At 46.9% G+C, this 14,506-nt stretch carries 11 protein-coding genes; 9 read left to right on the forward strand and 2 right to left on the reverse strand.

The window, feature by feature from the left end; genetic code table 11:
- Positions 1–14 precede the first annotated feature (14 nt).
- The 5 genes from AC1DCV_RS26515 to AC1DCV_RS26535 are packed head-to-tail and all read left to right on the forward strand — an operon-like array spanning position 15 to position 5,426.
- Positions 15–1,019, forward strand: coding sequence for a PorP/SprF family type IX secretion system membrane protein (locus AC1DCV_RS26515; RefSeq protein WP_477026007.1), 1,005 nt, complete (start codon positions 15–17; stop codon positions 1,017–1,019).
- 27 nt (positions 1,020–1,046) lie between these two features.
- Positions 1,047–3,044 (forward strand): OmpA family protein, encoded by a 1,998-nt coding sequence (locus AC1DCV_RS26520; RefSeq protein ID WP_477026008.1) that lies wholly within the window; start codon positions 1,047–1,049, stop codon positions 3,042–3,044.
- A 33-nt stretch (positions 3,045–3,077) separates the two neighbouring features.
- Positions 3,078–4,109, forward strand: coding sequence for a PorP/SprF family type IX secretion system membrane protein (locus AC1DCV_RS26525; protein ID WP_441577563.1), 1,032 nt, complete (start codon positions 3,078–3,080; stop codon positions 4,107–4,109).
- Between the two features lie 56 nt (positions 4,110–4,165).
- Positions 4,166–4,753, forward strand: a complete 588-nt coding sequence (locus AC1DCV_RS26530) for a hypothetical protein (protein WP_477026009.1) — start codon at positions 4,166–4,168, stop codon at positions 4,751–4,753.
- Position 4,754: 1 nt separating this feature from the next.
- On the forward strand, positions 4,755–5,426 hold the full coding sequence (locus tag AC1DCV_RS26535) for an RNA polymerase sigma factor (protein ID WP_477026010.1): 672 nt from the start codon (positions 4,755–4,757) through the stop codon (positions 5,424–5,426).
- A gap of 49 nt (positions 5,427–5,475) precedes the next feature.
- Here the strand turns inward: AC1DCV_RS26535 and AC1DCV_RS26540 are convergent, their stop codons facing one another.
- Positions 5,476–7,101 (reverse strand): hypothetical protein, encoded by a 1,626-nt coding sequence (locus AC1DCV_RS26540; protein ID WP_477026011.1) that lies wholly within the window; start codon positions 7,099–7,101, stop codon positions 5,476–5,478.
- A gap of 61 nt (positions 7,102–7,162) precedes the next feature.
- The gene (locus tag AC1DCV_RS26545; RefSeq protein WP_477026012.1) at positions 7,163–8,512 is read right to left on the reverse strand and encodes a GDSL-type esterase/lipase family protein; all 1,350 of its coding nucleotides are present in this window, start codon (positions 8,510–8,512) and stop codon (positions 7,163–7,165) included.
- Between the two features lie 186 nt (positions 8,513–8,698).
- Here AC1DCV_RS26545 and AC1DCV_RS26550 point away from each other — a divergent pair, with 186 nt between their 5' ends.
- The 4 genes from AC1DCV_RS26550 (at position 8,699) to AC1DCV_RS26565 (ending at position 14,436) form a co-directional block, all read left to right on the forward strand.
- On the forward strand, positions 8,699–9,325 hold the full coding sequence (locus AC1DCV_RS26550; protein ID WP_477026013.1) for an RNA polymerase sigma-70 factor: 627 nt from the start codon (positions 8,699–8,701) through the stop codon (positions 9,323–9,325).
- Between the two features lie 52 nt (positions 9,326–9,377).
- Positions 9,378–10,310, forward strand: a complete 933-nt coding sequence (locus tag AC1DCV_RS26555) for a FecR family protein (protein WP_477026014.1) — start codon at positions 9,378–9,380, stop codon at positions 10,308–10,310.
- Between the two features lie 68 nt (positions 10,311–10,378).
- Positions 10,379–13,618, forward strand: coding sequence for a TonB-dependent receptor domain-containing protein (locus AC1DCV_RS26560; RefSeq protein WP_477026015.1), 3,240 nt, complete (start codon positions 10,379–10,381; stop codon positions 13,616–13,618).
- A 14-nt stretch (positions 13,619–13,632) separates the two neighbouring features.
- Positions 13,633–14,436 (forward strand): hypothetical protein, encoded by an 804-nt coding sequence (locus tag AC1DCV_RS26565; RefSeq protein WP_477026016.1) that lies wholly within the window; start codon positions 13,633–13,635, stop codon positions 14,434–14,436.
- Positions 14,437–14,506: the final 70 nt, after the last annotated feature.

Genomic DNA, 14,506 nt, shown 5'->3' on the forward strand with positions numbered 1-14,506 from the left:
AAAATATATTGTAAATGAGAACAATCATTGCAACCCTAGTCCTCTCTGCAGCTGCTTTATGTACCGGTACCCGGTTAATGGCACAGACAGATCCGCATTTCTCGCAGTACTACGTATATCCGTCATGGTTAAATCCTGCACTCACAGGCGTATTTGACGGCGACTACCGCGTAGCAGCTATTTACCGCACCCAGTGGGGAAATATCAGCCCCTTTAAAACATACGGGGTAAGCGGGGAAATACCTACTGCAAAGAACATCAACATCGGCGCCAGCGTATTAAATCAAACTGCCGGCGATGGTGGATACAACTACACCACTGCTTACGTAAGCGCCGCCTATACCGGTGTAAAGCTGGATGCGAATCATTATCATCAACTGAACTTCGGGTTACAGCTGGGCTTTATTCAGCGCAAATTTGACCCTTCCAAGCTGACCTACGGTGAGCAATGGAATCCAGTTACCGGTTACAATCCCGGTAATCCTATCTCTGATGGGCTTACCCGCAACTCGGCGGCTTCTTTTGATGCCGGTGCAGGCGCCTTGTACTATGATGCTACCCCCGGGAAAAATTTCAATATCTATGGTGGCTTCTCTGTTATGCATCTCACAAAACCACAGGATCAGTTCAGCGCCAAAGGAGATGCCCGGTTCCCGATGCGCTTCAATGTGCATGGAGGAGTGAAACTAACGTTGTCGGATAAACTCAGTATTACGCCCAACTTCCTTTACATGCTGCAGGGACCTGCCCAGGAAAAAATGGTTGGTGCCTACGGTCAGCTGAATGCCGCCCCGGGTACTGATTTCCTCCTTGGTTTGAACTACCGGTATAAAGATGCGATTACTACCCACGCAGGATTTATTTACAAAAATATGATGCTGGGCGCCAGCTATGATATCAACACTTCTGATCTCAGCAAAATGGCACATGGGTCCAACAGCTTTGAAATATCGCTGACGTTCATCGGCCGCAGATCTGTCAGAACACCGGACGTAGAATTTGTTTGTCCAAGATTGTAATCAACTTTTAAACGCAACAGGTATCTCATGAAAAAAATATTTTTTACCTCCGCAGTGTTGTTATCAGGTATGGTCTCGTATGCACAGTTTACGTACAACTACCTGAAAGCTGCAGATCAGTATTACAGCAAGGAAGACTACAACTCCGCCGCCACCTACTACGAAAAGTACCTGGGCTCCCGCACTAAAACCGTGAAGCCGGATACTTACAAGCCCTATGCAGCCGTGTCTGTAACGAAAAATAAAACGGTGAAAGTAAGCAGCGAACAGCAGGCCGTGTACAAGCTGGCCGAAAGTTACCGCAACCTGCATAACTATGGTAAGGCAGCCCCCTATTACGAATCTGCCATGGAAATGGATAAATCCAGTTTTCCGCTGGCCGCCTACTATTATGCTGTTTCCCTGCGGGCACTTGCTAAATATGAAGACGCCGCACAGGCCTTCCGCAATTTCCTGAATAACTATACCAGCAATGATAAATTCTCAGAAGCTGCGAAAAGAGAATTGCAAAACCTGGAATTTATTACGGCACAGTTAAGTAAAAAAGATTTATCGGAGTACAAGGTGAGCAAAGCGCCGGCAGCGCTAAACACCACCGGCGCCAGCTATGCGCCGGTGTGGAACAGCGGCAGCAATCTCATATTTACATCTACCAGGCCGGATAGTTCTTTCCAGAAAAATCATACTTACATCAACCGCTTATATACGGGCGATTATGAAGCCGGACAAATATCCAATATCCGGCTGCTGAAGCTGAACCAGCCGGAAGGGCTGCATCAGGGTGCTGCTTGTTTATCGCCGGATGGACAATTACTATTTCTTACCCGCTGGCATATAGATCATGGCAAAAAAACCTCTGCTATTTATATTGCCCGCAAAAACGGTGATGGCTGGAATGAGCCGGTATTAATGGATGCCTTGGTGAACACGGCAGGAAATAATACCCAGCAACCTTATCTTTTGGGAGATGGCAAAACATTGTTGTATGCCAGTGACAGAGCTGATGGATACGGTGGTTTCGACTTATGGTATGCTACCCTCGATGAAACCGGCAAACCATTACAGGCCGCCAATCTTGGTAACGTCATTAATACTGCCGGCAACGAGCAATCACCGTTTTATCATGCAGCTACCGGCACATTAATATTCTCTGCCGACAACCGCATCGGTATGGGAGGCTACGACTTTTTCTCCAGCAAAGGAAGCATTGGTAGCTGGAAATCCCCGGTGAATATGGGATACCCGGTAAACTCCGTAAAAGATGATATCTATTTCGCCAGCAGAAGCAATAATAAAAACCTGCTGGATGAAGTATTGCTGGGTACAGACCGCGCAGCGGCCTGTTGCCTGGAACTATTCTTTGTGCATAAAAACCGTCCGTTAAAACAACTCAGCGGCGTTGTTATCTCCTGCGACAATCAAACCCCGCTGGCCGGAGCAGCTATCAATATTATTGATACGGTCAACAATAAGGTCATATTCACGCAACAAACCAATACTGATGGTAGCTACGCTTTTACTGTAGAAGACTATTTGCCGCTAAAAGCGGTAGCTAATGCTAACGGTTATACGACTAATTCACAACAGATCACCGTTCCCCTGAATGAAGATACCGCAGCTATCACCGCACCGGTATTATGCCTCACAAAAATCATTACACCGGAAGCCCCGGTAGTACTGGAAAACGTGTATTACGATTTCAACAAGGCGACGTTGCAGGAAGCTTCTTTTGCATCACTCGACAAACTGGCGGACCTGCTGGCTGCTAATCCGGCCATGCACATAGAACTCAGCGCGCATACGGATAGCAAAGGTAAGGCAGCATTTAACCAACGCCTGTCTGAAGCTCGTGCAAAAAGTTGTGTCGACTATCTCGTGAGCAAAGGCATTGAATCATCCAGACTTACTTATATCGGTTATGGTGCTACACAACCAGTAGCTCCCAATACCCTGGAAGATGGCAGTGATAATCCGGAAGGAAGACAAAAGAACAGGAGAACGGCATTTACCATTATTAAAAAGTAACAGCCCGGCTGTTTAATCCAAAATCGCTGATCCATGAAAAACATTGTGCTCACAGGTTTGCTTGTTTTGCTCGTGCATTTTACCCATGCACAGCAACAGCCACATTACACGCAGTATATCATGAATCCTTTTATTATCAATCCGGCGTTGGCAGGTATTGAAAATTATTGGGACCTGCGCCTGAGTCACCGGCATCAGTGGGTAGGTATGAAAGGAGCGCCGGTCACTACGTACCTGACCCTGCAGGGGCCACTACGTAAATCGGACTACAATACCGCCTCTCCTACCGGCTTTGATCCGGAAGGAAACAATCCCAGGGGTAAAGCGTACTGGCAGGATTACACCACTCCGCCTCCTCATCCGGGTGTAGGACTCACGATCCTGAACGACAGAACCGGTCCGCTGAATCGTTTCTCTGTTACCGGTGCATATGCACATCATATTAACCTGTCGCCCAGAACCAGCATCAGCGCCGGCATTGGCATAGGCATGCAACAGGTGAGTCTGGATGCCAGCAAAGTATCCTTCTTTGATCCATCAGATCCGGTATTGGGCAGCAGCTCCGGCGTATTGAACAAATGGAAACCGGAAGTAAATGCAGGGTTATGGTTGTATTCAGCAGATTTTTTTGCAGGCTTATCGGCCCAGAATATTATACCGCAGCAAATCGGATTTGATAACGGTAAACTGGTTGGCGACTCTGTATACAGTGGTAAACTGGTGCCGCATTTATTCTTTACTACGGGCTATCGTTTATGGATAAACGATGATCTGAATGTAATGCCATCAGTGATGCTGAAAATGATTACCGCTATGCCACTGAGCGTAGATGTCAATGCCAGGTTCATGTATCGCGACCGGCTCTGGCTGGGAGCTTCCTATCGGCTGCATGACGGCGTAGCCGCCATGTTTGGGTTGAATATCAGCTCACAGTTTAACATCGGTTACTCCTACGACTATACGGCATCATCTCTGAATACGGTGAGCAAAGGATCACATGAAATCATGATTGGTTTTCTGCTGGGCAACAAGTACGGAGATACCTGCCCACGTAACGTCTGGTAGTATTATTTAATTGATTCATTCTTTCATTAATAAATAAAAACAAAACAATTGTCATTATGAAACAGGTTACACGTTTTATGCCCTATGCATTGATCACTGCTGTTGTATTATTTTTTGCTGCCTGCTCCAAAGACGGCGCTACTGGCCCTGCAGGTCCAGCGGGTCCTGCCGGCCCCGGGGGCATACCGGGTGCCACTGGTCCTAAGGGCGATTCAGGTGCGGCTGGTAGTGCGAACGTTATTTATTCTACCTGGCAGGATGTAAAATTTGCACCGGCAGATACCATCTTTAATCAGAATGGTACTATTAACACCATCATTTATGGTGCTACGCTGACTGCTGCGAAATTAAATGCTGCTTTGCTCGCCAATGCGTCTATCAATGTATACATCAATCTCGGTAACGCTGCCACTCCTTTCGTACAGGCATTACCGTATGTAGATGAATATGGTTACCTGGTAAGGTTTGTAGCCTACCTTGGTAAAATTGACCTGATCGGCAATGCACCTATCAGTACCACTACCGACAAACGTTACCAGTACAGATATGTAATTATTCCGGGCGGTGTTACGGCCAGAAGTGCTGCCGGCATTGACTGGAATGATTACAACCAGGTAAAAAAATATTTAAACTTAAAGGACTAGGTTGGCTATACCAGCCACCAATATGTGTCAGGGCTGCCCTATTCAGGGTGGCCCCATTCAAAAAACATTCATTGACCAACAATACACGATCACGCGCATGAACCTATATAGCAACCTGACGGATCAGGAATTAATCCGCCTCTATATTTCAGGAAATAACCCGGCCTTTACCACCCTGGTACATCGCCATAAAAACAGGATCTTTACCACCATCGTTCTATTGGTAAGAGATAGAAACCTGGCAGAAGATATTTTCCAGGAAGTGTTTATCAAAATTGTGAATGCACTGAAATCCGGCCACTATGTGGATAACAGCCGTTTCCTTGCATGGGCGGTAAGAATAGCCCACAACGCCTGTATCAGTCATTTCAGAAAAGCACATACCATGGTCATCTCCTACAACGATGCACTGGGCGATAGCATGGAATTGTCTGAACACAGCCAGGAACATCTTATTATCAAAGCAGAAGTGAGTGAGGAAATCAACAGGATGCTCGATCGTTTGCCCGGCTTACAACGCGAGGCGTTAATACTTCGGTATTATGCCGACCTGAGTTATAAAGAAATGGCGCAAACCATTGGTATCAGCATTAATACGGCATTGGGAAGAGTAAGATATGCACTGATGAATTTAAGAAAACAGGAAGGCGTGGAGAGCCTGGTATCCGTGTAGCTGCCCGGTAAAGTAACCGACCCGGATTTACATCCAGGCCGGCCACCTCTTATTGAACTTTTACAGAAGATACCTGGTCATTGGCACTTGGACTCAGGGTAAGAAAACTGGGTGTATCACTGGTGCTGGTCCAGGAGGTACCCGTAAAATTATCCCCCGCATACATGATCACGGTCCGACCGGAAGGCACCTTAACAGAAGAAGCCCAGTCGTTGGTGATGCCAAGCGCTGTCAACTGCGCCGTCGTATAGTTACCCACTGCCAGCGGCTGTCCGGCAGCACCACCATAATTAATGTCCGCATAAAAAACAATGCCGCTGCTGCCGCCGCTGGTTACATGCGGTGTAGGATGCGACCATACCAGTCCGGTTTGTCCCTTTACCATTTTAGCACCATCGCTGGTGAGACGGAGGTAGAAGTCTGCAGAAACAGCTACGCCATCTGCATCGAGTGATAGAAAATACTGATTCGTTGGTTTCATAGACGCATTTTCTGCAGCTTTGGCAATGGCCGTGGCTTCATCATATTCATCAAACATACCCACATATACGCTGGGCACGCCCGCATTACGGATATTGGCAAACTGCTGCCACATGAAATCTCCGTGTAACCTGGGTATTAAGTTCTGCGCACCACCTTTCCAGTTAGACCATGCAAAGCCGGGGAAGGCTTCTGCCTGGTAATCGATGTTATGGGAATTACAATAGGAAAAATCAGCAGCTACTACACTGGCATAATTGTTAGCCCCTGTAATGTTTGAAAAAGTGCCGGTAGCCCAGGGCATGATCATATTACTGGCATCAAAAGCCGGCAGGTTGGCGGTTTGTGTACGCCAGTCTCTCGGACCACCCACAATTACATAACAGCCCTGGTTCTTGAAAAAATTAATGACATCCAGCCAGGAAGTAACATTGCCCGGCCGGTTGCTGACACCTACTCCCCAGATACAGATCACCGGCTTACCATTTTGTTTGGCATAGGCAGAAGATGCTGTCAGCTGCAGCGTGTTTACAATCACGTTAGTCCAGTCCGTTTTTATTTCTGTCTGGAAATTTGTCCAGCCGGAGATGTCATACATCACGTAAAACTTCCTGTTGTACGTTTGTGCGGCGTCCCTTACTCTTTGTGCAATGCCGTCTTTCTGCGCATCACTTTTCCCAAAACGCTGCATGGCAGCACAGTCTATTCCATATTCCTGCATCCAGCGGAAATGGGTATTCACCGTTTGCGGTGTCCAGGAGGAAAACAGGTTGGCCGGCTGCCCGTTGCCCAGATTAGCATAGCCCGTAGCAAAGGTGGTGGTATACTCTCTTGTATCCGGCCACAGCTCAAAGGTTTGATTGCCGGGAGAAGGTGCATTGCCACCAGGACTGCTGCCCCAGTGTACCCAGCTATTGCGCGGAGAGCCATCATTTTTGCAGGCAAACCAGCCCTGGTAACCTACCACCAGCTTGCCCATCACATCGCCGGCAGGTGACACCGGAAAAGCAGCTGCGCTCACATTGGCAGCAGCCCCGTCTTTCGCCGTATCTACTTCCGGCGTCATCTTTTTTGTGCAGCTCATAACGATGGGGAGCAACAGCCCATAACAGCTCATGTGGTTAAAGCTCCGGAAAATAATCTGCCACCTGGAACGGGCAACAACAGAGCTATCATTTTTTGATAGTGCTTTCATAAAAACGTGGTTTGAGATGGTTAAAAAAAGAGCAGTTCATTCGGGTCGGGAATGAATGATGCTACTGGATACGTACAGAAGATATTTTATCATTTGCGTTGGGCGACAAAGTGGTAAAATCCGGCGTGTCGGCCGTCCGGGTCCAGGAGGCGCCGCTGAAGTTATCATCTCCATAAAGTATTACTGTGCGCCCTGCAGGCACCTTTACGGAGGAAGCCCAGTCGTTGCGCACCCCCACTGCTGCCAACTGTGACAGGGTATAATTACCTGGCTGCAGCGGCTGACTGGCAGCGCCACCATAGTTGGTATTTTGGTAGAAGACAACACCTCCGGCAGTTCCACCGCTCAGATAAGGCGCCAGGATGGGCTTTATCAGGTTAGCTGCTTTGATATTACCGCTTACACTGGGATGCAGACCATCGGTATAGTCGGCGGTAGTGAGCCAGCCATTGGTATCCACATAGTGTAGTTTATTATCACCGGCTGCCATCCTCACGTTTACAGCAGCCGCAGTAGGCGCGGTTTTTACGCCTATAAAAGTTCTCAGCACAAAGATTTCAGCATCAGGGAATTTACTGCGCACCTTAGCCAGAAAAGAAATATAGGTCGTTTGAAATTGCGCATCCGGCACCTGCTTATTGTTATCGTTGGTACCGAGATTAATTACAATGATCTTTGGCGTATATCGTGTAAAGTCCCAATCAGGAGAATTGGCATACGATGAATTCTGCAGTTTAAAATATTGTACCTCCATACTTCCCTGCGTAGCAAAACCACTTACCAGTGTAATACCCGGATAGGCAATCTGTGTATGCTCTGTACCCAGCAGTTCTGCACATACCCACGGATACCCGGATACATTCGCCTGCGCATCCGTATAGCCGGCAGTGATAGAGTCTCCGATCCATTCAATCAGGTTGGTGGCCACCACCGGTGTGCTGGTGGTAGCACCCGGATCGAGTACAAATCCCTGGAAGCTGAACAGGTAGTTATAGTCTTTCCCCTGCGCCACGCTGACAGTATGCGTTCCGGCTGGCAACGGTGTGGGCGTAAGGTTAATGGTACCACTGGCATTGAGGTAACTTACCCAGGGACCGTTATCAATCCTTGCAAAATAATTGGTGGCATTCCCTACTTTAATTTTCACCGTGGTACCCGTAAATTTCATCCGGAGATAACCGCCTCCCCAGTAATTCATATACTGACTGGTATTGCTGAAATCCCAACGACCAAAATACCGGATATTGGGATCGCCCAATTCACCGGGCAATGCTGCAATGGCGGCATTGGCTTTTACGCTCACCGCATCGGCAGCAGACCGGGGTGATGATTCTTTTAAATACGATTTGCTACAGGCGCCCGACAGACAAGCCGTGAGCAATAGTACAAACAGATAGATGCTCGTTTTCATATACGTGGAATTTGGTGAACAGGTGGAATGGTTTATTAATGGCAAAGAAAGCCGGCCACGATTAACAAATAGCTTAACAGATCCGTTAACATCGGTACTAACATCTTTTTTTCTTCCAAAAAGACCCATAATATCTTAATGGTTTGGTAACATTGCCCGATTACATTTGCAGAGATATATCAACACATGAACGCGAACTTCCGGGAGGATATGGAATTGTTGCAGGGTATCCGTCAAAATGATGCCGGAGCTTTCAGGCAATTATTTGACCGGTACTGGCAGCTGCTCTTTCAGCTCGCCGCCCGTAAAACAGCCGATGCGCAGGACGCGGAAGATATCGTACAGGAACTTTTCATAGAATTATGGCGCAAAAAGGAACCATTGGTACTGAGTGTGAGCCTTCAAAGCTACCTGGTATCCTGTGTCTACCTGAAAATATTTCAATACTTCAGGAAAAAAGGATTCCAGGAAAAACACTATGAAGACTTTGCCCGTTATGAGGCACAGATCAAAGGGTCACCTGAAGCAGCAGATCTCCCCCATGCTTCTTTTGAAACAGAATATGGAAAACTGCAGGATATTATTACGCAGACCATCGCCATGATGCCGCCGCAAATGCAAACCGTATTTTCCCTGAAGCATTACCGCGGCATGACGACCAATGACATTGCGGCCGAATTGAATATTTCCCCGGAATCGGTAAAAACGCACCTGAAGCTGGGCATGGTCCGCCTGCGTAAAGCGGGAGAACAATATCCTGCCGGCATCATCCTGTTACCTACTTTCTTAACCATCCTGGAGAGTTCATATTAAGTTAACATAGAAAGCTTCCCCCATTATTCCGGTTTGCGCAATTACTACCTGTATGGCGCAACATAAAAAACGATTAGACCTGCTGCTGCATAAATTCCTGCACCGGCGCAGCAGTCCCAAGGAGGCATCTTTACTCTGGCAATGGCTCTGGCAACTGGACATCCCGGAAGAGCATATCATAACAGGGCAACAAGAACGCCTGTGGCAGGCTATTTCCCGGGAAACAATCACGGCAGCGCCTACACGAACGCACCGGTACCGTCGGCCTCTTTTAGCCGTAGCCGCCCTGCTGCTTTGCCTGATAGCCATCGGCTGGCTGCTGCTAAAACCAACCACGCAGCCCATCCAACACTATGTGGTAAACAGCGATGACCAACATATGAAGTCTATCGGTTTACCCGATGGTAGTACGGTCATACTCAACCGCTCCTCTACCCTCACCTGGTCATCTGACTATAATCATAAAGTGCGAAAGGTAATACTTACGGGAGAAGGATACTTTAAAGTCGCCACTGATGATAAGCGACCTTTTATCGTGCAGTCGGCCGGGCTGGAAACCCACGTACTCGGCACCACATTTAACATTGAAGCGCACAAAGGCGCCACACAAATTCGTGTAGCACTCACCGCAGGTAAAATAGCCGTGTATCCGACAGGTCGGCCGGAGCAGCAAAGCCTGCTGGAACCAGGACAGCTACTACGTTATGAGCCAGCCACCGGCAAATTATTCACCACCGCTTTTTCCAATGACATAGCCTCCTGGACTACCGGCGGCCTTTCCTTTAACGGCATCCCCCTATCGGAAGCATTGCAGCAACTGGAAACACATTATCATATCCGGATACAGTATCACCCACAACAGCTGGCTCATAAAACAGTGACCGCTTCTATGGGGAAAACCAGCTGGCAGAAAGCATTGTCGGCCATCCTGTTTCCACACGATTTAAAGTATACAGTAAAAGACAGCGTCATCATTATCCAATAAGCACAAAAAAAGGAGGTGCTTCCGACACCTCCTTCGTAATACCTGCATTTAAAAACACAAGTATCAGTATGAACTACAATTTTACCCAAAAAAGGGGGAAGTACAAAAGTCACAAAAATCAGGGCCGGTTATTTTATTGTTTCCTGCTCACATTTACTCTGCTCCGGCTGACTGTGAGCGCGCAATTGAATCAGTTAACAGAAAAAGTGACCCTTCATTTGCAGGCCACCACAGGCCTAAAGGTGATTGAAGCATTGGACAAACAAAGCAGTTACGGATTTACCTTCGCAGCAGAGCAATTGAGTACATTGCCTATTCCTGCTTTTAACGTGGCCAACGTTACCCTGGGAGAAGCACTGCGACAGCTACAACAGCAATATGGCTTGCAGTTTTCCCTGCAGGATAAAAATATATCGGTAAAAGCAGGTCAACCGCCTGCCGGAAAACAACAGCCCGGAAAAGTAACCGGCAGAATCCTGGACGATGAAAATGGTAAACCCCTTATTGGCGCCACCATCCGTATCGCCGATAAAGGAGCCGTTACCAGTGTGGATGGTACCTTCACCATCCTGGTGTCGCCGGGAAAATATGAAGCCATGATCAGCTCTATCGGATATGGCACCAAAGCCATTACCGATATTGAGGTGAAAGACAACGCTCCTTTCCTGCTCAATGCTTCCCTCAGAAGAAGCAAAGGGCAACTCAACAGTGTATTAGTGACCGCCAATGCGCGGAAAGAAAGCGTTAACACACTCCTGTTGCAACAAAAAAAAGCCGCAGAAATCACCAACGGCATCAGTGCAGAAGAAATATCCCGTACACCGGATAAAAACATTGGCGAAAGCCTGAAACGTATCAGCGGTGTAAGTACCAACGATAATAAATATGTGATTGTACGTGGTATCGGCGAACGCTATAATACCGCTATGCTGGATGGTATTGCCCTTCCCAGCACAGAAGCACAAAGCAGGAATTTTTCCTTCGACCTCATTCCCTCCAACCTGGTAGATAATGTGGTGGTAAGTAAAACCGTCACACCGGATATGACTGCCAGCTTTGGTGGTGGCCTGATCCAGATCAACACCAAAGATATTCCCGTATCCAACTTCACGTCCATCAGTGTCGGCACTTCCTACAATGATCAAACCACCGGGAAAGATTTTTATAGCCGGGCCAGGGGTAAATATGACTACCTGGGGTTTGATGATGGTCACAGAGGACAATTCCCTGCCAACCTGCGACATACACAATATTTATATTACCCGGCGGGCAATGTACCATTCGATATCTTTGAACAAAGCCGCGAGTTTAAGAACAACGACAATTTTACCACCTATCGTTACAAAGCGATGCCATCGCAAAACTACCAGTTTACGATCGGCAGAGCGCTGCAGCTTGATACCACCGGCCGCAATAAACTGGGATATACCGGTTCTCTCAGCTACCGCAATACACAAACCATCACCCAACACCAGAATCTGCGCCGTGGCGACTGGAATGCCACGGACAGCACTATAAATAATGCAGGTGCTACTTATAGCTTTGTTACCACCTTAGGCGCGTTATTAAATATCGGCTGGCAATCGGGCAACAATCGTTTCAGCTTCCGCAATACCTATACCCGGATGTTTGACTATGCTCTCGTAAGGACCTACGGCTATGATCAAAGTCAGGGCAGGATAACGCCAGATGCTCCTCCTAATCTTCGGGAAACAGATGATCCTAACTTCCTGGATCTGTTACAAAATAAACTGAGTGGGCAACATCTGGCAGGGAAAGTAAAAATAGAATGGAACCTGGCCAGAACAGCTATACACCGGAATGAAAAAGATGTCATCTTCACATCTGCCCAGCCAGAAAAAGTAGGTGATAGCTACATTTATACTTATGGCGCCGGCAGTGATACTGATCCCAAGGAGTTACCCATGTCCCGGTCGTACTTCCGTAATAATGAAACACATTACAACTGGGCTGTTAATGCCGCAATACCTTTCCGCCTGGGTGGTATTTTCAGCACCTTCAAAACAGGGTATGCCGGGAATTTAAAAAAGAGCCGGTTTCGCTGGGAAATAGCGCCATTTGCGATCACCAGCAAATTTGCCGACAGCCTCCACTACCTGCCCGTAGGCGAATGGGGCAATCATATGTACGACTCCACCGGTTTCTTATATGCTATAAACCCCTTTGGCCTGGATTACTATGAGGGCAAAAGTGAATCTCATGCCGGCTTTGTAATGTTTGACCAGCAACTGTTGAAAAACCTGCGGCTGGTATGGGGTGTACGCGCAGAATACTATGCGTATACGGAACTCAACAACCCCAGCAATACCAAACTGAGTTTTTATGCCCCAAAAGAAGATCCGAAATGGCAATGGATGCCTTCCGCCAATCTTACCTGGAGCGTAACCCAACAGATCAATCTGCGTGCATCGTGGAGTAATACCGTTGTACGGCCGGAGCTGATGGACAATACCCGCTTTAACCGCTATAGTCCTTACTACGACGGGCAACTGATGACAGCAGGCATTACTTCTGGCCGCATTACCAGCTACGATTTTAAAGCAGAATGGTATCCCGGCGCCGGAGAAGTTATCTCCGCAGGCGTTTTCCGTAAATATTTTGAGAACCCGGTCGAATTAGCCGTCAACGTCCACTCCGGCAATCTTGCTTATGTATTGCAAAATTCAGAATGGGCTAAAGTATACGGACTTGAATTTGAGGTCAGAAAAAATCTCGGGTTCATCGCACCGGCAGTATGGCTGCAAAACATTACACTATTCAGTAACCTCACGTTACAAAAATCTACCGTACAAAGTCAATACACGATGTTTGATTCCGAGAACAATAAGGATATCACTTATATATACGACACTAAACGGGCGTTATACGGACAAGTACCCTTCCTCCTGAATGCAGGCATCACATATAGCGGCAAACATGTTGGTTTTAATATCGCTTATAATAAAGCAGGGTACAAAACCAACATGGTATCTGATGAGCCCACTTTAATGGAACGCGAAATGCCCCGGGAACAACTGGATGCACAGGTGAGCTACAGAATGTTCAGTAACAAGCTGGAGATAAAATTTAATATGGGTAATTTATTAAATGGTCCGTTTCAGTATTACAGAAATCTCAACTCAAGGCAGAAACCAGACTACGTCGACTCCGATGACCACCGGTTTGAATGGAGTAACAGGTATGAATGGCTTCCGGGATACAGTGAAAAATATGAGCCCGGCGATACCCGTACCTTCACCCGCTTTCTGGGTCGTACTTATAGCTTATCTGTTTCTTACAATTTCTAAATAAAAATACAACCATGAAAAGCATCTGCAGATCATTCATATACATGTTCACCATTGCTTCTTTTCTTACCGCCTGTAACAAAAAGGAGCTGGCCATCCCCCCGGTATCCGTTGTGAAAATGACGCTTCAAGGCTATAATGCTGATGATACGCTGGAAGTAGTAAAAGGTAATGAAGTGCTGACTATAGTGAAAGCCAACAGTACATTTCAAGCCATGGCAACGATCGTCATCCGGAACGATAAAGAACAAATTGACCTGCGTAAAAAAAGAACAAAGGAAATTATCAGCACAATTGACGTAAACAGGACACCTTTCCAACAGAGCAAAAAAATATTCTTTGATGGCAAAACCGTTAGCGATAAAATGGAAGTGACGCCTGTCTCCAACCCTGGAAATATAGGCTTCCGGTTGTGGTTCACCACTGATTTCCCTTATTTCTACGGTGGTCCGGTAGATTTTGTTATTTCAAAGGCGACATATGATAATATTACTTATGATTTCTCTTTTACACCAGTAAAAACAATAAAAAACGTTGGCAACACCTTCAGTGAGTTTATAGAATTACCAATGCTCACCAGCACCGAGCAGGAAACAAATTTGTATATAGTAAGAGTATTCAAACCCGGCACAACCGAATTGCCTTACAAAGACGGAGTGGATTTGTCTGCCTTACCAGAGCTTCAATTTTACTATTGTCCCCTTGATGGGTTGAAAGCAGGACAGAGTGCCTTATATAAGGTGAGCCCCTACTATTACGGGGAAAAGCAATTGGGCGATGCCTTCGCGCTGGAAGATATTGCGTTCTTCTTTCGTTAAAAACTATTTATCCTTATAAACCTACAGTAGCCATTTCCTAAAAAAAGAGCTGATCGCAATGATCAGCTCT

The sequence above is a fragment of the Chitinophaga sp. 10T418 genome, from assembly GCF_056394125.1.

Bases quoted from the DNA above. Each gene is read 5' to 3' on its own strand.
- AC1DCV_RS26515 (WP_477026007.1), top strand. From the start codon at position 15: ATGAGAACAATCATTGCAACCCTAGTCCTCTCTGCAGCTGCTTTATGT.
- AC1DCV_RS26520 (WP_477026008.1), top strand. From the start codon at position 1,047: ATGAAAAAAATATTTTTTACCTCCGCAGTGTTGTTATCAGGTATGGTC.
- AC1DCV_RS26525 (WP_441577563.1), top strand. From the start codon at position 3,078: ATGAAAAACATTGTGCTCACAGGTTTGCTTGTTTTGCTCGTGCATTTT.
- AC1DCV_RS26530 (WP_477026009.1), top strand. From the start codon at position 4,166: ATGAAACAGGTTACACGTTTTATGCCCTATGCATTGATCACTGCTGTT.
- AC1DCV_RS26540 (WP_477026011.1), bottom strand. From the start codon at position 7,101: ATGAAAGCACTATCAAAAAATGATAGCTCTGTTGTTGCCCGTTCCAGG.
- AC1DCV_RS26545 (WP_477026012.1), bottom strand. From the start codon at position 8,512: ATGAAAACGAGCATCTATCTGTTTGTACTATTGCTCACGGCTTGTCTG.
- AC1DCV_RS26550 (WP_477026013.1), top strand. From the start codon at position 8,699: ATGAACGCGAACTTCCGGGAGGATATGGAATTGTTGCAGGGTATCCGT.
- AC1DCV_RS26555 (WP_477026014.1), top strand. From the start codon at position 9,378: ATGGCGCAACATAAAAAACGATTAGACCTGCTGCTGCATAAATTCCTG.
- AC1DCV_RS26560 (WP_477026015.1), top strand. From the start codon at position 10,379: ATGAACTACAATTTTACCCAAAAAAGGGGGAAGTACAAAAGTCACAAA.
- AC1DCV_RS26565 (WP_477026016.1), top strand. From the start codon at position 13,633: ATGAAAAGCATCTGCAGATCATTCATATACATGTTCACCATTGCTTCT.